Origin of the sequence: Arthrobacter sp. Soil736 (assembly GCF_001428005.1) — a bacterium.
Taxonomy (GTDB): Bacteria; Actinomycetota; Actinomycetes; order Actinomycetales; family Micrococcaceae; genus Arthrobacter.
The window spans coordinates 110,477-127,075 of sequence record NZ_LMSB01000056.1; the positions used below are offsets into that span (position 1 = coordinate 110,477).

At 65.3% G+C, this 16,599-nt stretch carries 18 protein-coding genes; 12 read left to right on the plus strand and 6 right to left on the minus strand.

Annotated features, from left to right (window positions below; genetic code table 11):
* Positions 1–95: 95 nt before the first annotated feature.
* A complete protein-coding gene (gene ctaD / locus ASG92_RS23810; RefSeq protein ID WP_056634362.1) occupies positions 96–1,844 on the plus strand; it encodes a cytochrome c oxidase subunit I in 1,749 nt (582 codons plus the stop codon).
* A 75-nt stretch (positions 1,845–1,919) separates the two neighbouring features.
* Here the strand turns inward: ctaD and ASG92_RS23815 are convergent, their stop codons facing one another.
* Positions 1,920–2,366 (minus strand): MarR family transcriptional regulator, encoded by a 447-nt coding sequence (locus tag ASG92_RS23815; RefSeq protein ID WP_056634365.1) that lies wholly within the window; start codon positions 2,364–2,366, stop codon positions 1,920–1,922.
* 61 nt (positions 2,367–2,427) lie between these two features.
* On the opposite strand from ASG92_RS23815, the gene ASG92_RS23820 reads away from it, so the two are divergent.
* The 3 genes from ASG92_RS23820 to ASG92_RS23830 all read left to right on the plus strand — a co-directional run bounded on the left by ASG92_RS23820 (position 2,428) and on the right by ASG92_RS23830 (position 4,170).
* Positions 2,428–2,796 (plus strand): VOC family protein, encoded by a 369-nt coding sequence (locus ASG92_RS23820; RefSeq protein WP_056634368.1) that lies wholly within the window; start codon positions 2,428–2,430, stop codon positions 2,794–2,796.
* Positions 2,797–2,801: 5 nt separating this feature from the next.
* The gene (locus ASG92_RS23825) at positions 2,802–3,242 is read left to right on the plus strand and encodes an EVE domain-containing protein (protein ID WP_240987276.1); all 441 of its coding nucleotides are present in this window, start codon (positions 2,802–2,804) and stop codon (positions 3,240–3,242) included.
* A 70-nt stretch (positions 3,243–3,312) separates the two neighbouring features.
* Complete coding sequence (locus ASG92_RS23830) at positions 3,313–4,170, plus strand: PhzF family phenazine biosynthesis protein (protein WP_056634372.1); 858 nt, start codon at positions 3,313–3,315, stop codon at positions 4,168–4,170.
* Positions 4,171–4,183: 13 nt separating this feature from the next.
* Here the strand turns inward: ASG92_RS23830 and ASG92_RS23835 are convergent, their stop codons facing one another.
* Positions 4,184–4,972, minus strand: a complete 789-nt coding sequence (locus ASG92_RS23835) for an SDR family oxidoreductase (RefSeq protein ID WP_056634375.1) — start codon at positions 4,970–4,972, stop codon at positions 4,184–4,186.
* A gap of 102 nt (positions 4,973–5,074) precedes the next feature.
* Here ASG92_RS23835 and ASG92_RS23840 point away from each other — a divergent pair, with 102 nt between their 5' ends.
* The gene (locus ASG92_RS23840) at positions 5,075–5,701 is read left to right on the plus strand and encodes a TetR-like C-terminal domain-containing protein (protein WP_056634381.1); all 627 of its coding nucleotides are present in this window, start codon (positions 5,075–5,077) and stop codon (positions 5,699–5,701) included.
* 449 nt (positions 5,702–6,150) lie between these two features.
* Positions 6,151–6,351 carry a hypothetical protein gene (locus ASG92_RS30495; RefSeq protein WP_157372454.1) on the plus strand — a complete coding sequence of 67 codons (201 nt, stop codon included), beginning with the start codon at positions 6,151–6,153 and terminating at the stop codon, positions 6,349–6,351.
* A 241-nt stretch (positions 6,352–6,592) separates the two neighbouring features.
* Here the strand turns inward: ASG92_RS30495 and ASG92_RS28735 are convergent, their stop codons facing one another.
* Positions 6,593–6,775 (minus strand): hypothetical protein, encoded by a 183-nt coding sequence (locus ASG92_RS28735; RefSeq protein ID WP_157372455.1) that lies wholly within the window; start codon positions 6,773–6,775, stop codon positions 6,593–6,595.
* 169 nt (positions 6,776–6,944) lie between these two features.
* Here ASG92_RS28735 and ASG92_RS23850 point away from each other — a divergent pair, with 169 nt between their 5' ends.
* Both ASG92_RS23850 and ASG92_RS23855 read left to right on the plus strand, forming a co-directional pair.
* A complete protein-coding gene (locus ASG92_RS23850; protein WP_200952073.1) occupies positions 6,945–9,170 on the plus strand; it encodes a S9 family peptidase in 2,226 nt (741 codons plus the stop codon).
* 264 nt (positions 9,171–9,434) lie between these two features.
* Complete coding sequence (locus tag ASG92_RS23855) at positions 9,435–10,241, plus strand: class I SAM-dependent methyltransferase (protein ID WP_056634389.1); 807 nt, start codon at positions 9,435–9,437, stop codon at positions 10,239–10,241.
* A gap of 97 nt (positions 10,242–10,338) precedes the next feature.
* Here the strand turns inward: ASG92_RS23855 and ASG92_RS23860 are convergent, their stop codons facing one another.
* Positions 10,339–10,713: an STAS/SEC14 domain-containing protein gene (locus ASG92_RS23860; RefSeq protein ID WP_056634797.1), complete on the minus strand. Its 375-nt coding sequence runs from the start codon at positions 10,711–10,713 to the stop codon at positions 10,339–10,341.
* Positions 10,714–10,830: 117 nt separating this feature from the next.
* Here ASG92_RS23860 and ASG92_RS23865 point away from each other — a divergent pair, with 117 nt between their 5' ends.
* Positions 10,831–12,498 carry an ATP-binding protein gene (locus ASG92_RS23865; protein WP_056634393.1) on the plus strand — a complete coding sequence of 556 codons (1,668 nt, stop codon included), beginning with the start codon at positions 10,831–10,833 and terminating at the stop codon, positions 12,496–12,498.
* Between the two features lie 111 nt (positions 12,499–12,609).
* On the opposite strand, the gene ASG92_RS29390 is transcribed toward ASG92_RS23865, so the two are convergent.
* The gene (locus ASG92_RS29390; RefSeq protein WP_200952074.1) at positions 12,610–12,765 is read right to left on the minus strand and encodes a hypothetical protein; all 156 of its coding nucleotides are present in this window, start codon (positions 12,763–12,765) and stop codon (positions 12,610–12,612) included.
* Between the two features lie 200 nt (positions 12,766–12,965).
* On the opposite strand from ASG92_RS29390, the gene ASG92_RS23870 reads away from it, so the two are divergent.
* The 3 genes from ASG92_RS23870 to ASG92_RS23880 are packed head-to-tail and all read left to right on the plus strand — an operon-like array spanning position 12,966 to position 15,984.
* Complete coding sequence (locus ASG92_RS23870) at positions 12,966–14,021, plus strand: hypothetical protein (RefSeq protein WP_056634396.1); 1,056 nt, start codon at positions 12,966–12,968, stop codon at positions 14,019–14,021.
* The gene (locus ASG92_RS23875) at positions 14,022–14,459 is read left to right on the plus strand and encodes a hypothetical protein (protein ID WP_157372456.1); all 438 of its coding nucleotides are present in this window, start codon (positions 14,022–14,024) and stop codon (positions 14,457–14,459) included.
* On the plus strand, positions 14,449–15,984 hold the full coding sequence (locus ASG92_RS23880; RefSeq protein ID WP_056634402.1) for an EAL domain-containing protein: 1,536 nt from the start codon (positions 14,449–14,451) through the stop codon (positions 15,982–15,984). The genes ASG92_RS23875 and ASG92_RS23880 overlap by 11 nt, the downstream gene beginning before the upstream one ends.
* Positions 15,985–16,017: 33 nt before the next feature.
* On the opposite strand, the gene ASG92_RS23885 is transcribed toward ASG92_RS23880, so the two are convergent.
* Positions 16,018–16,578 carry a GNAT family protein gene (locus ASG92_RS23885; protein ID WP_056634406.1) on the minus strand — a complete coding sequence of 187 codons (561 nt, stop codon included), beginning with the start codon at positions 16,576–16,578 and terminating at the stop codon, positions 16,018–16,020.
* Between the last annotated feature and the right edge of the window lie 21 nt (positions 16,579–16,599).

Below are 16,599 nucleotides of genomic sequence, written 5' to 3' on the forward strand. Positions count from 1 at the left end.
TGATGCCGTCGGTGCTGCGAACCGCTCACGGTCCGGCCCGGCACCCCAGCCCCTGACGAGGGGCGTTGAAGCGCGATGCCGGGGAGTGGCAGACGATGACCGCATATCAGCACACAGCAGGATTGACCGCTACCGAAGCTCCCCGAGTGGTGCCCCGCAAGAAGGGCAGCATGGTGGTCAAGTGGATAACGTCCACGGACCACAAGACCATCGGGTACATGTACCTGATCGCCTCGTTTATCTTCTTCCTTCTCGGCGGCGTCATGGCCCTGCTCATTCGCGCCGAGCTGTTCGAGCCCGGCATGCAGGTCCTCGTGACCAAGGAACAGTACAACCAGCTGTTCACCATGCACGGCACGGTCATGCTGCTCATGTTCGCCACCCCGCTGTTCGCCGGCTTCACCAACGTCATCATGCCGCTGCAGCTCGGCGCACCGGACGTCGCCTTCCCGCGGCTTAATGCCCTGGCGTTCTGGTTCTTCCTCTTCGGCTCGACCATCGCAATGTCCGGCTTCATCACCCCGCAGGGCGCGGCGTCGTTCGGCTGGTTCGCCTACGCTCCACTGCACAACACCACCTTCACCCCGGGCGTCGGCGGTGACCTGTGGGTCTTCGGGCTGGCGCTGTCCGGCTTCGGGACCATCCTGGGTGCGGTCAACTTCATCACCACCATCATCTGCATGCGCGCCCCCGGCATGACCATGTGGCGCGTGCCGATCTTCACGTGGAACGCCCTGGCGACGTCGATCCTGGTGATCATGGCTTTCCCGCCGCTGGCCGCCGCGCTGTTCGCCATTGGGGCCGACCGCCGGTTCGGCGCCCACATCTATGATCCGGAAAACGGCGGCGCCGTGCTCTGGCAGCACCTGTTCTGGTTCTTCGGCCACCCCGAGGTCTACATCATCGCGCTGCCGTTCTTCGGCATCGTGGAGATCTTCCCGGTCTTCAGTCGCAAGCCGATCTTCGGCTACAAGGGCCTGGTGTACGCCACCATCGCGATTGCCGCGCTCTCCGTGACCGTGTGGGCGCACCACATGTACGTCACCGGATCGGTGCTCCTGCCGTTCTTCGCGTTCATGACCATGCTCATCGCTGTCCCTACGGGTGTGAAGTTCTTCAACTGGATCGGCACCCTGTGGGGCGGATCAATCACGTTCGAGACTCCCATGCTGTGGAGCCTGGGCTTCCTGGTCACGTTCCTTTTCGGCGGCCTGACCGGCATCATCCTGTCCTCCCCGCCGCTGGACTTCCACGTCTCCGACTCCTACTTCGTGGTGGCGCACTTCCACTACGTGGTGTTCGGCACTGTGGTGTTCGCGATGTTCGCCGGCTTCTACTTCTGGTGGCCGAAGTGGACGGGCAAGATGCTCAACGAACGCCTCGGCAAGATCCACTTCTGGATGCTGTTCCTCGGGTTCCACGGTACGTTCCTGATCCAGCACTGGCTCGGCGTTGAAGGCATGCCCCGCCGCTACGCGGATTACATGCCGCAGGACAACTTCACGTGGATGAACCAGTTCTCCAGCATCGGCTCGTACCTGCTGGGAGCGTCCCTCATCCCGTTCTTCTGGAACGTCTTCATCACTGCCCGCCGTGCTGAGCGGGTTGAAGTGGACGATCCGTGGGGCTTCGGGGCGTCGCTGGAATGGGCAACCTCCTGCCCGCCGCCGCGCCACAACTTCACGTCCCTCCCGCGCATCCGTTCGGAACGCCCGGCCTTGGACCTGCACCACCCGGAGCTGCGGGTGCGCGAACAGGAGACGACGCACTCTCCCGCCGCCGAGATCCTGGGCGCGCCGGACATCGGCTCACGCGACGTGAAGAACCCTAATCCGGAAAAGTAACGACGACCGGCAGTCGTTGGGTCTGATTCGAAGTTAGCGCACGACAACTTCCATGATGTCCTGCCGCTCCGTTCGTTAGGATTCGGATAGGGACCTGACGCAGGATGCGAGCAAGTCCCGCAGTTGTCGTTCTTGGCTGGTGTTGAGCCCCCGCCGCATTTGGGTCTCCACCGAGCTGACAGCGGCGCTGGCGGCCTGCAGTCGCTCTCGACCCAGCGGGGTGAGCTGGACGGGGAGGACCCTGCCGGTAGATGGCTGTTCCGGCCGGGCGACCAGTCGATCCCGTTCGAGCGACTGCAGGAGGACGTTCATCGACTGCCGGGATACGAAGGTACCGCGGGCCAGATCGGAGTTGGACAGACCAGGCCGCTGAGCGAGGAGCTCAAGACACGCGTACTGCGGCACCGTCATCCCCAGTGGGCGCAGCGCACCGTCCATCGCGGAGCGCAGCACACTGTGCGTCTGCTTGAGGAGATAGCCCAGCGAGGTGTCCAGGTCTACTCCAGTGCCGTCTTGACTCATGTCAATATTCTGACATACCTTGATATATGTCAATGTACTGACATAACGAGGAGGCAATGCCATGGCCGCTATTGGGCCCGATTTTATTTCCCTGCAGGTGCGCGATCTGCAACGCTCGGCGGCCTTCTACGAACAGCAGCTGGGGCTGACGCGATCCAAGGCCGGCCCGCCGCACGCCGTCGTCTTCGATACCCACCCTGTTTCTTTCGCGGTGCGCGAACCGCTGCCAGGAGCCAGCCTCGACACGGTGCCCCATCCAGGAGAAGGCATTGCACTCTGGCTCCGCGCCACGGATGCCCAGCAGCTTCACGATGCTCTTGCCGCGGTCGGCACACCGATCACCTCGGCACTGTTCGATGGGCCATTCGGGCGCACCTTCACCTTCGCCGATCCGGACGGCTACAGGATCACGATCCATGACGGCGTCTGAACGGAATGTCGCTCTGCACTCGTGGAGGCGAAGTGAGCGCATGGCTGGCAGTCGTATCTGCTGAGCACGTTCGACGCGCTGTCGCGCTGGGTATCGCACAGATCGGTCACGGAAAGCGGGCAAACTTGTCGCGTATGCATGCCGGCGACACCCTCATTTTCTACTCTCCGGTCCAACGACTCGGCGACCGGATCCCACTGCGGCACTTCACCGCCCTGGGTGAAATCGCGGACGACGAGATCTGGCAGGCCGATGAAGGCGACTTCAAGCCGTTCCGGCGGCGCGTTAACTACGCTGACACCGCACCCGTGGAGCTGGGGTCGGTCCGTGACCAGCTGCACCTCACCGCGGAGGCGAATTGGGGATACCAGCTCCGACGGGGCCTCGTGCCACTGGATGCCCACGACGTCAACGTACTTCGATTCGCTATGGCCCGGTCACGATAAAGGCGGAAAGGCCCGGCGTGGCCGGGCCTTTCCTGGGGTGCCATAAACGCTTGCGTGCGAGGATGTAGCGATGAATCAGACTTCCGACGTACTACGCTATGCTGCCTTTGCCACGACGCCTGACGGAGGAAACCCGGCGGGAGTGGTATTGGATGCAACCCGTCTCGACGACGCTCAAATGCAGGTCATCGCGGCCGATGTCGGATATGCGGAAACGGTCTTTATCACCGAGGCGACCGTTGACGGAGACTCCCGTCGAAACCGTGTGCGGTACTTCTCCCCGATTGCCGAGGTGCCGTTTTGCGGCCATGCCACAATTGCCCTGGCTGTCGCGCTGTCGAGGCTTCACGGTACGGGAACCTTTATGTTCGATACGTCGGTGGGGCCGGTCGCGATCGAATCTGCAGGCCGCGGCGCTACCCTGACGGCATCCTTCACCAGCGTGGAGCCTCGCGTGGCCGAGTTTCCAGCCGGTGTTCTGGACACTCTGCTCGGGTTGCTCGGCGTGGGCCGGGACGAATTGCACCCCGCATACCCTCCGCTGCTCGCCTTTGCCGGAAACTGGCATCCAATACTGGTCTTCGCTGATCGAAGGACCTTTGACTCATTCGCGTTCGACGCCGATGCCATGCGTGCGCTGATGGACGCCCAGAACTGGGCCGGTACCGTAACGACACTCTGCGAGATCGGAGCGGGCGAGTTTGACTCACGCAATCTCTTCCCCGTGGGCGCCATCACCGAAGATCCGGCGACGGGTTCGGCTGCCGCTGCTTTCGGCGGATACCTCCGACTGCTTTCGCTTGTGGAACCACCCAGCCGGGTGGTGGTGCTCCAAGGGAGCCACGTCGGGCGCCCGAGCAGCCTCACCATTGATATTCCTCCGTTCGGCGGGATCATCGTGCGGGGAGAAGCCGTTGAGATATCTTGAGTCGTTCGGGACCCTAGTCCTGTATGGCTCTGCCGGCGATGGCGAGGGAGATGTGTCGGGGGAGGCGCTGTGCCATGGCGGCAAGCATGCGATTACCCCAGCCGGAGACGACGCTTACGGGTGTAGTGCGGCGATCGAGAGCGCGCAGGGCAGTGTCGATGACCTCGCTGGCACTCTGCTGCCGGCCGACCGCTGCGGCCTGGCTCCCGAGTACGTCGAAGAACTCGGTGCGGGTGGCTCCAGGGCAGAGCGCGAGCACCCGAAGGCCCGAATCCTTCGTCTCGTGCGCCAGCGCTTCCGTGAAGCTCAGGACGAAAGCCTTGGTTGCTCCGTAAACCGCCATTCCAGGCACCGGCTGAAATGCTGCGGTGCTGGCCACGTTGATGAGTGCGCCCTTCCCTGCGGCGAGCATCTCGGGTAGGAATGCCCGCGTGGTGTCGACGAGGGAGGCCACGTTGAGGGAGATCTCGGAGGCGATGACTGCGGGGTCTTCCTCAACCAATGGGCCGCGCGTGCCGAAGCCCGCATTGTTGATCAGGGTGTCGATGCGGATGCCCCGGCCGGCGAGCTCGTCGCGGACTTCCGCTCCGGCCCCGGGACGGCTCAAGTCCTTCGAGAGCGTAGTCACTGAAATGCCGTGGGCGTCGCGCAGCTTCCGGGCGAGATCCTCAAGCCTGTCGGTCCGCCGTGCGACCAGCACAAGGTTGGCCCCGCGCGCTGCAAATCGTGCGGCAAACTCGGCACCGAGCCCGGAGCTCGCTCCGGTGATGAGTGCCGTAGTACCGGTGTAGGTCATGGTCATGTCGAATCCGATCCGTTTCGCGGCTACCTATGTAGCCAATGCCAACATAGTAGGCAGTGTCACCATTGTTGTCAATGACTACATCCTGGCTATACTGATCGCATGACCGATCAGCCCTACCATCACGGCAAGCTCCGCGAGGCGTTGCTCGCCCGTGCAACGGAAATCATCGAAGAAGCAGGAGTCGAGGGGCTTTCCCTGCGGCAACTCGCGCGTGACCTGGGCGTGAGCCACGCTGCGCCCGGCAAGCATTTCCGTGACAAGCAGGCGCTTCTCGATGCCCTTGCCCTTGACGGCTTCCATGGCATGAACGCCCGGATACTGGGAGCGTCTGAAGCTGCCGGAGGCTATCGTTCACGCTTTGTCCGGATCGCGAGGGCCTACGTGGACTTCGCGGTCTCCCACCCGGTCCTGCTGGCCGTGATGCACTCCACCAAGCACCATCCTGATGCCAGCGATGAACTCCGCAACATCGGCGAAGACGGCATGCGGGTCGCCAGAGCGCTCATCGTAGAAGCCCAGGACGCCGGGGAGCTGGCCTCAGGCGACGTCGAGAGGCTCGCGCTCGTATGCTTCGTGAGCCTCCATGGAGCCGCACTGCTGGCGGCGGGCAACCTCCTCGATGGAGCATCCGTGGACGACCTGACCCTTGCGACAACAGACCTGTTGTGGGCGGGAATGGTCGCAGGCATGCCCGCGCCCCAGGGAGCCTCGGGAATCGGCGCATGAGCCGCGCCACGAGATGAACTCGGCGTCATGGACCCTCATTGAGAGACCGAGCTAGCCGTCAGGCGACTACGGCCGTAAGCCAGGAATGGCGGATAAATCGCAGCTTGAAATGCAGTTTTGTCCCACAAATCAACACCACTTTGAGTCGGTGTTGCGACGTTCGTTAGAAACCGCCAGCCAGTAATCCCGGACACGGCCCCAGGGCTTACTTCCTGCAAGGCCTGTGTCCTGGAAAGGTTTTCGTTACGGAGGGCTGGCTTTCCAGCTGGGCTGCCCGCTGCCGGGTAACAACAGCCGGGTAACGACAGCCAGGTGTCAGCTGCCGGTGAGCATCAAGCAGCCGCGGCTGCCGGAACCCTGCCCGCAATGGTTCGAGTGCCGGCGTCGGCCGGTGCCAGAACGCGGACATTGCATTCGGACTGCGACGGGTCGATCGACCGCGGCAGGTGGTGCGTTTCGGAGCATTCCCTGAGCTGTTCAAGGGCCGAGGGTTCGACGCGCGCGTGGGAGACGTCCACAACGAGCTGGAGGCCCTGCCTGAGGTGGTTGGCACGCTTCATGACGACGTAAAGAGCTTGGATGCTTTGGGCGGTTACGTGCCCCTGGGCGGCGACCTGAGCCTCACCGCAATCGAGATCCACCCGGACTAAAACCTTGAGCTTGTGGTTCAAGAAAACTACTCCCCTCATGCACGGCCGCGACGCTGCGACCGACAACTACCCTAACCCGCATGTGACGCAGATAACAGCAAAAAGACCGAATATTGCGTCACGTTCCTGTTTCGGTCTTCCCACGGCACGGCAACGCGGGGGCACGCATGGGCTAAATCCTTCGGATCAGGCCGTGCGTGCCCCCGCGTTGTGGACTGCGGGTTGACGGAGAGTCGGCTTTTTAGCTGCGGGTCGGGTCCGGGCGGAGCGGCGCCGGCCCGGGGTCCGGCACCGGCAGCGGTCCCGGAGGTTCCGGGGCGGGGAATGGGCTCGGCGGCGCGGGCCGCGAGGGATCCGGCGGCATGGGATCGGGGCCGGGTTCCGGCGGGAACGCGTCGGGTTCGGGCATTGGCGGAATGGTCATGGCTGCCCCTCGGCTGCTGGATTGGTTCCGGTTTGCGGACGCGAGTTCAGGATACGCCCGGGCCGGGGACGGGGACAGGCTTCGCGGGGCCTTAGCTGGCCACGCTTTCGGCTCTCCCCCGGTAGCGAACGGCGGCCCAAATGTCAGCGCGGCTCTATATATTGAGGGAATGACCCAGACTCCACTGCAGCACTCCGCCACCACCCCCGCCGCTGCCGTTCCCCTGCCGCCCGTCGCCAAGAAGGTGCCTGCCCAGCGCACACACCACGGCGACACCTTCGTGGATGACTACGAGTGGCTCCGGGACAAGGAATCCGAGGAGGTCGTGGCGCACCTTAAAGCCGAGAACGCCTACCAGGAAGCCGTCACCGCGCACCAGGAACCCCTGCGCGAAGCCATCTTCCAGGAGATCAAGGGCCGCACGCAGGAGACGGACTTGTCGGTTCCCAACCGCAAGGATGGCTGGTGGTATTTCAGCCGCTCCGCGGAGGGCAAGGAATACGGGGTTCAGTGCCGCGTCCGGGCCCAGGACACCGGCAACCCGGTGGCCGACTGGACTCCCCCGGCGGTGGAGGCCGGCGTCGAAATTCCCGGCGAAGAAGTCCTGCTGGACGGCAACGTGGAAGCCGAGGGAAAGCCGTTCTTCTCGGTGGGCGGCACGGCCGTGACCGTGGACGGGAACCTGTACGCCTACGCAGTGGACAACTCCGGGGACGAACGCTTCACCCTGCGCATCAAGGATCTTCGCACCGGCGAGCTGCTGCCGGACGTCATTGAGAACGTCTTCTACGGCGTCTCCTTCTCCCCCGACGGCACCCGGATCTTCTACACCGTGGTCGATGACTCCTGGCGGCCGTACCAGGTCAAGGCGCACGTGCTGGGCACGCCGGTCGCCGACGATGCGGTGATCTACCAGGAGGACGACGTCGCCATGTGGCTGGGCTTTGAGCTCTCCTCTGACCGGCGTCACCTCGTGCTGGGCATCGGCTGCTCCGAGTACAGCGAAACGCGCATGCTGCGCTTTGACGACCCCGAGGACCGCCTCACCACCGTGATTTCCCGCGACGAGCGCGTCCTGTACGAGGCCGAGCCCTTCCTGCTCGACGGCCAGGAACGCATCGTCATCACGCACAACCGGAATGCCGTGAACTCGATGGTCTCGCTGGTTGACCCGGCCGAGCTCACCAAGCCGCTGGCTGAGCAGCACTGGACCACCGTCGTCGAACATTCCGACGACGTCCGCGTCAACGGCGCGGGTGTCACGTCCACCCACCTGGTCGTCTCGATCCGCAAGGACACCATCGAGCGGGTTCAGGTGATGTCCCTGGCCGGGCTGGGAACCCCCGCCCAGGAGCCGCCCGTGGAGCCGGCGTTCGAAGAGGAACTGTACACGTCAGGCGTCGGCGGCTCAGACTACGAGGCACCCGTGATCCGGCTGGGCTACACCTCCTACTTCACGCCGTCGCGCGTCTACGACTTTGTGCTCCCCACCGCGGAACAGCCGGCCGGGGAGCTGCTGCTCCGCAAGGAAAGCCCCGTGCTGGGCGGCTACGATCCCGCCGACTACGTCGCAACCCGCGAATGGGCCGAGGCCGCCGACGGCACCAAGGTCCCGCTCTCGGTGCTGCGCCGCAGGTCCGTTGCCCGGGATTCCACCGCGGCCGGGCTGATCTACGGCTACGGCTCCTACGAGCTGAGCATGGACCCGGGCTTCGGCGTTGCCCGGCTCTCGCTGCTGGACCGCGGGATCGTGTTCGTCATTGCGCACATCCGCGGCGGCGGCGAACTGGGCCGGCACTGGTACGAGGACGGCAAGAAGCTCACCAAGAAGAACACCTTCACGGACTTCATCGCTGCCACTGACTGGCTGGCGGCGTCCGGCTGGGCGGCGCCGGACCGGATCGCGGCCATCGGCGGATCCGCGGGCGGCCTGCTCATGGGCGCCGTGGCCAACCTCGCGCCGGAGAAGTACGCGGCCGTCCTGGCTCAGGTGCCCTTCGTGGACGCACTGAACACCATTCTGGATCCGGAGCTGCCGCTGTCCGCGCTCGAGTGGGAGGAATGGGGCAACCCCATCACCGACGCGGACGTGTACCAGTACATGAAGTCGTACACGCCGTACGAGAATGTCCGCGAGGTGGCCTACCCCAAGATCGCCGCCGTGACGTCCTTCAATGACACCCGTGTCCTGTACGTCGAGCCGGCCAAGTGGGTGCAGCTCCTGCGGTCCAAGACCACGGGCACCGAGCCGATCGTCATGAAGATTGAGATGGACGGCGGCCACGGCGGAGCCTCGGGCCGGTATGTGCAGTGGCACGAACGGGCCTGGGACTACGCTTTCATTGCCGATTCCCTCGGCGCCACGGAACTGCTGCCCGGCGCCGGCCTGAAGTAAGCGTCCGCCCCGCAGTCCGACAGCCACAGCCCTTGCCCGGTAGCCCCCTGGCTTGGCCTGTGGCCTGGCCTACGTCTCTGGAGAGTGGCGATTCACCAAGAATGGCCGCCTAAGGGGTCACCCAGGCGGCCATTTTTGGTGAACCGGCGAAAGGTCCGGGATTACTGCCGCGGCTCAGGGGCCCAAAATAGCCAGAAGACCCGGTGCTACGTGCGGAATCGGGCCCGGCACCGCATATCGCCAGGCAGCGCATATATTTGGACGATGCTCTTGGCGCTGAAGAAGTATCTGCTGATCCCCAAACTGGTGAAGCTGTCCTCCGCGGCGCCCAGGGATCCGCGGGACGCCTGGGACCAGTTCTGGGGCAGCGTCCGCGCCACCGGCTCCGGCGGCGACGTCCTCTGGGACTCCGGTGACGACCACGAGATGCTGGGCTACGCGGAACAACTGGAGAGGCAACTGAATCCGGACCTGCCGATTGTCGACGTCGGCTGCGGCAACGGCACGTTCAGCCGCCGGCTTGCGGCGCACTTCCCGCATGTACTGGGCGTGGACGTCTCGCCCAATGCCATTGCCCGTGCGCACTCCGAATCCGCCGGGCTGGATCGGGTGTCATACCTGGCGGCAGACATGACCGCCCCCGGGGCATCGCGCGCGGTGGCTGATGCCCTGGCCGCCGCAGGCGTGGCTGGAGACGCGAACATCTTCATCCGGGGTGTCCTGCATGTGCTGAAGCGCCCGGCGCAGGCTGCCCTGGCCGAGGAACTCCACCCCTTGGTGGGCAAACGCGGGCGCGTGTTTCTCGCCGAGACGGACTTCCGGGGCAACGCCGTCGAGTACGTCTGCCATCTTGGGGCCACGCTGCACTCCATTCCCGCACCGCTGGAGAAGGCAATCCGCGGCCTGCCAATGCCCGGGCGTTTCGGCCCGGTGCAGCGCAAGCGGGCGTTTCCGGAGCTGCGGTGGGACGTGGTGGAGGACGGGCCGGCCGTCATCGAAACCCGCCCGCTGACGTCCGCTACCCGGTCCGAGCAGATCCCGGGCTACTTCTCCGTGCTGCAGGCCCGCTGACCGGATTCAGCAGCGATTGCTCCGCAAGTGCCCTTTTCCACTCCCAGAACGGCAGTTACGGAGCAACCGATGTAGGAAAAGGCGGCGGGCCCTGGGCCTACCCGGCCTTCAGCCAGGCGAGGGCTTCGCGCTCCGCCGTGAAGAATTTCGTGGGACACGGCATGTTGCTCACGCCCAGGAAGAAGTTGGCAATGACCCGGTCCACAGGTGAGGAGCCGAGCAGCGCAATCCTCGATGCCTGGCACGGCCGGCCGAACACCGCCCTCGCGGCACGGCTCACGTCTGCGGTGGTTGCCATGTCCACGAGCATGGGGTGGCGGCTCTCCCCGCAGAGGATATTGACCCGCTCCATGGCGGCCTCAGCGTCCGCCTCCGTAATGCTCGCTCCCCTGGCCCACGTCAGCCGCAGGAGCCCCTCGGGGTCCAGTACCAGGTCAAACAGTGTGTTCCGGCCGCTGACATCGGCATTCACAATCAAGACCTCCCCGGTGGCTATCAGACAAGTATCAAGCTACAGGCCCACGCGTTCGCGGCCAACGCGGTCCGCGGGCTGATAATGTGAGTCGAAAATCACGGTAGCCGCAAGGGCTTGCGCACAACAGGGGGCACAGTGGTCCAGGCATCGCCGGAACATCTTTCCGCAGCGCGCGACGCAATCATCGCCATACCGGATGCGGAACGCCTGCACTTTACGGCTTCCGTTCTCAAGGAAGCCGGCTTCACCGTCCGGACAGCTTCCGACGCCGGAGCCCTCGCCGCTGAGCTGGAACGCAACCACGCCGCCGTCGTGCTTCTTGATACGGCACTGGCTGACGGCTACTTGTGGGAGGGCACACCGGTACTCCTCATTGTGGATCTCGCCGGAGACTTTGACATGGCGCGGCTTGAGCCGTGGGGCATCGCCGACTACGTCTCCCGCGGAGCCGACGCGGGGGAACTGGCCCACCGCGTCGAAACGCTGATCGGCCGGTTCCGGGAGCGCCGCCGGATCCGCGCCCAGGCGGAGTTCCTGCGCGAGAGCCTCCGCAACGTTTCCGCCGCCATCCGCGGCACCAACAGTCCCCAGCAGATGGCCGGGCACCTTGTCCGGGGCTTCGGGGAGTCGTTGGGGACGGACCAGGTCTGGTTCACCACGTTCCAGGACACACGCGTGCCCCGGATCAGCGCCCAGTGGTCCAAGCCCGGGCTGCCCGCGCTTCCCGACACCCTGGGATCCTATGAGGACGCGGCCCGCGAACTGGCCACCTCGCTCTGGGCGGACGCCGAGGTCCTTGCCGTGGCGGACCACGAGACCGATCAGGCATCTCCGCTCGCCGAAGGGCTGCAGAAATGGAGCGGGCTGTCCTCCGTCCGGTCATCTATCGCGGTTCCCGTGGGCGACGGCGACTCCGCGCTGGGCATCATCTGGATCACCCAGCTGGACGCGCCGAGGGAATGGACCAGGGCCGAGATCGCCCTGATCCAGCACGTGGCGGGAAACCTCGCCCACAGCCTCATCCAGGGCCACCTGATCAGTGCGCAGGTGCAGGTGCTGCAGCAGCTCCGGGAACTGGACAAGGCCAAAACCGACTTCCTGGCCACCGTCAACCACGAGCTCCGGACCCCGCTGACGTCCATCACCGCCTATCTGGACATGATCCGCGACGGCGCCGGCGGCCCCGTGCCTCCGGGCATCGAGTCCATGATGGACGTCATCTCGCGGAACTCGGACCGGCTCCGGCGCCTCATCGAGGACATGCTCACGGTGTCGCAGCAGGACGGCTCCGGGAACCTGAACCTCAAGCAGGTGGAGCTGGGCCAGGTGCTGAGGATCGTGGTGGCGGCCCTGCGCCCGCTGGCTGAATCGCGGAACGTCACCATCACCGGCGCCGATTCCCACGGGGACGTAAAGATCCAGGCCGACGAGGCCCAGCTCGAGCAGGTCTTCACGAACATCGTGGCGAACGCCATCAAATTCACGCCCGACGGCGGCCGCATCAGTATCAGCGTCATGCCCGAGACTGCCGGGGAAGCCAGCCCGTCCGCCGTCGTCAGGATCGCGGACACCGGCGTGGGCATTCCCGAACAGGAGATTCACCAGGTGTTCACCCGGTTCTACCGGGCCTCCAACGCCTCCTCCGCGGCCGTGCCGGGCAGCGGGCTGGGGCTGGCGATCGCCCACGACATCGTCCACCGCCACGGCGGTTCGCTGGACCTGACCTCCACCCTGGGCTCGGGGACCACCGTTTCCGTCCACCTGCCGCTGACCGGACCCTAGCGGGCACGGTAGCAAGAACCGGCACGGGCTCACCGGCATCCTGGACAAAAAACTGCCCCAGACCATCAGGTCCGGGGCAGTATATAAAAATCGTGGTTGAGACCTACGAATCTAGTGGGGCCACCACCCGATCTGCGAGTAGCTGACCGTTTCCGTTGAGGAGGACGAGGTGCCGTCCTTGTCCTTGGGTGCGGCGTTCGCAGGAGCAGCGAAACCGGCAACAGCCAGGATGCCCGTCATGAGGAGTGTTGCGGCTACTTTCTTCATCCGCTGTTCCTTTCGTTGTGAGGTGAATTACTTATTACGGGCACAGTATACGTTCTTAATCTCAAGTTTTAGTCAAGTCAATTGCTGTCATTTTCGCAGTATTTCCCCGGGGCCCCCGGCAGCCGCCGTAACGGCCGTAACAAGCGCTATTCCGCCCGGGAACGTCGGCGTTCTGCGCCCCGGCATGGATAATTGAGAGCATGCCTATGCCGCGCGATTTGTCCCCCTTCGTGATCGCAGAATTGGCTGCCCGCGAAAGCTGGAAGCGGCGGGACTACAGTGCAGGCTTCACCCAGGCCGGGGAAGCCGCCGACATGGCCCGGGAAGTCGGCGATGAGCTGAGCTGGTGGAAGATGGTGCTGCTCCAGGCAGAATGCCTCCGTGACCAGGGATCCGTTCAGGAATGCGTCGAGCTGGCCCGGCAACTCACCGAACATCCGGTTGCTGCCTCCTCCGCGGACCTTGGAGCCCGGGCCAATATCCTGCTGGCGGTGTCCCTGCAGGGTGTGGGAAGGCTCCCGGAGGCTGTGCAGGCGGCGGCCGCCGCCGCCCGACTCGTGGCCGGAGACTTCGAAAATGTCTACCTGCACATCCAGGCCCAGCAGGCGCTCATCGCCGCCCTCGCTGAAAGCGGCAGGCTAGAGGAAGCATGGCGGGAGTGCCTGGACCTCGAATCGCTGCTCACTGACTATGTAGATGAGGACACGGCCGGCAAGGCCTACTGGGTGATGGGCAACGTTGCGTTCCTGAGCAACCGGGTCAACGAGGGCAGCCACTACCATGACCTCGCGGCGGGCCAGCTATCCCCGTCGAAGGACGTGGACCTCTGGGCCCGCTTCAACCGGGGCTCGGCCGAAATGCGGCTGCACGCCCAACTCGGCGATGCCGCGACCCTGCGTTGCATCGAACGGGCCGAACTCGCCACCGAGGTTGTGGGCGGCAGCGAACGCGACATGCTGGAAATGTCCCTGGTGCGCGCCCACTGGTACTACCTCACGGGCGACATGGATTCGGCAATCAACCTCCTGGAGCCGCTCCGCAGCAAGTTCTCCGTGCTGGCAACCCAGACTGCCGCAGAGGCCTCCTTCATCCTGGGCAAGGCGCTCATGGCGCAAGGCTCCAGTGCCGATTCCATGCAGATACTGCAAGAGGCGGCTACGCTGTTCGATACGGCGGCTGCGTCGGAGCGGAGCGCAACGGTGCGGACGTTCTTGGCTTCGGCCGAGAACCATCAGCAGTTTCTCCAGGGGGGGTAAGTGTCCGGAACAACAATGGCTCCCGGCCCTGTGCCGGAAGTGCCCTTGCAGCGGGCGGCCGGCGGCGGACTATCCGCATCCGACGTCTCCGTTACGGTACTGCCGAACCTCGCCGTCAAAGCCGTGGTGACCCGCGGTGCGGAGCTGAATGAAGCTGCCGCCGCCCAGTTGCGCGAGCATCTCGGTGAGCTGGCCGGTGACCGGAGGGTCGCCGTCGTACTTGAACTGAGCGGCGTGGGGTCCGTGAGCCGCGCCGCGCGGGCCGCCTGTGCGGCCATTCCCTCCGTGTCAGCCTGGGCGATTGTTGGCGAGAGCCCCGTGGACAGGCTGCTCGGGCATTTCCTCCTGGGCGGGGAGTTCGGCTCGGTCCCGGCGCGCTACTTCACGTCGGACGGCGAAGCCCTTGACTGGCTGAGACTCCGGGACAATGTTCACTGACGGCGATCCCCGGCTGGGGCGGCTCCTCGACGGCATTGTCCGGCTCGCCTCGGGGGAGCTGCATTCGCGCATTGAAATCTCCGACGCCCGGGATGAGCTGGACGCGGTCATCATGGGCACCAACCTGCTCGCCGAAGACCTCCAGATCATCTACCAGGAGCTGGAAGAGCGGGTTGAATCCCGCACCCAGATGCTCAACGCTGCGCACCTGGAGCTGCAGCAAATGGCCCTCACCGATTCCCTGACCGGCCTTTTCAACCGTTCCGCACTGGTCAGCGCCCTCAACGACGCCCAGTCGGAGGCGGCCGACGGCGGGCGGCCGCCGGCGCTGCTGCTGCTGGACCTTGACGCCTTCAAGAGCATCAATGATTCCCTGGGCCATTCCATGGGCGACCAGGTGCTGGCCGCCGTCGGAACGCGGATCCGGTCATGCGTGCGCGACGCCGACATGGTGGCCCGGCTGGGCGGAGACGAATTCGCCATCCTGCTTCCCTCCACCACGCCGGCCAAGGCCGCGGCGGTGGGGAACCGGATACTGGACGCCCTGAACGGATCCATCGAGGTGGACGGCAAGAACATCCGCTGCGGAGCCAGCCTGGGGCTGCGCATGGCGGACCCCGGCGAGACCTCCGAGGAACTGCTCATGGAGGCCGACATCGCCATGTACGCCTCCAAGGCTGACGGCCGCAACAAGCTGCGGATCTTCGAACCGGCCATGCTGCACGCCCGGCAGCTCCGCAACCAGCTGGTGGGCGAACTGCGCGAGGCCATCTCCGGCTCGCAGCTCGTGCTTTTCTACCAGCCCATCATCGAGCTGGCCACCGGCAGGATCGAGGGCGTCGAGGCCCTGGTGCGCTGGCAGCATCCCACCCGCGGGCTGATCATGCCGGACGAGTTCATCCCGGTCGCCGAGGAAACCGGCCTCATTTCCGAGCTGGGCAACTGGGTGCTCAAGGCCTCCGTGGAGCAGCTCCGGCGTTGGAGGACGGGCCCGGAAACCAAGAAGCACGACTTTTCCATGCGGATCAACATCTCGGCCGCGGACCTGCAGCGCCTCGAGTTTATCGAGGACGTCCGCGACGCCCTCACTTCCGCGGACCTGGAACCCGCACTGCTGGTCCTGGAGCTGACGGAGAGCGCCATCATCCAGGGCAACGAGCTCGACCGGTACACGCTGGCAAGCCTCCGCAAGCTCGGGGTGGGCCTGGAGATCGACGACTTCGGCACCGGGTACTCCTCCATCAGCTACCTGCGGCAGCTCCCGGTGGACCGGGTCAAGGTGGACCGGACCCTGCTCACGGCGCTGGGCAGCGACCCCGCCCAGCCGGCCCTGATTGCGGCCATCCACCAGCTCATCCGGGCCTGCGGGCTGGAGGCGGTCTGGGAAGGCGTCGAGACCGCGGAACAGGCCGAGCACCTGCGAAGCACCGGCTGCGTCAGCGGGCAGGGCTACTACTTCAGCCGGCCGCTGCCCGAAGCCGAATTCACGGCGCGCCTGGGGCGGCAGGACGTCTGGCCCGGCTGATCGTTGCTCCGCGGTGAGTTACCGGCTTTTTCCTCAGGTTGGCACGCCGGCGCGCCACTCCTCGGCGAGCATGGCGTAGATCAGCTCCGTGGACCACGCTCCCTTGTAGCGCCAGTTCTCCACGAGCGTGGCCTCAAGCCGCATCCCCAGCCGTTCGCAGATCCTGGCCGAACCGGTGTTGAGCGCGTCCAGCTTGGCATCGATCCGGTGGAAGCCCAGTTCGCCGAAGCCGAGGTCCAGCAACGCCCGGGCGGCCTCGGTGGCGTACCCCTTGCCGCGGGCCTCCGGCGCCATGATCCAGCCGATCTCGGCCTGCCCCTCGCCGGGCAGCCACTTGAGCACCACCTCACCGAGCAGCCCGGGACGGTCCTTGGCTTCAACGGCCAGGCAGATCCAGTCGCCCTCCTTCTCGAAGGCGAAATTGGCGTACCGGCCCACGGTTTCCATGGACTGCGTGTAGGTCCTGGCCTCCCGCAGCAGGAAGCGCGCCGTTTCCGGAAGCGACTGGTAGGCATGGAACGCGGCCAGGTCCGAGGCGTCGAACCGGCGCAGCCGCAGCCGCTCGGTGTGGATTGGCAGGCGGATGTCGGGCATGGTTCGAGGGTACGCCGCCGC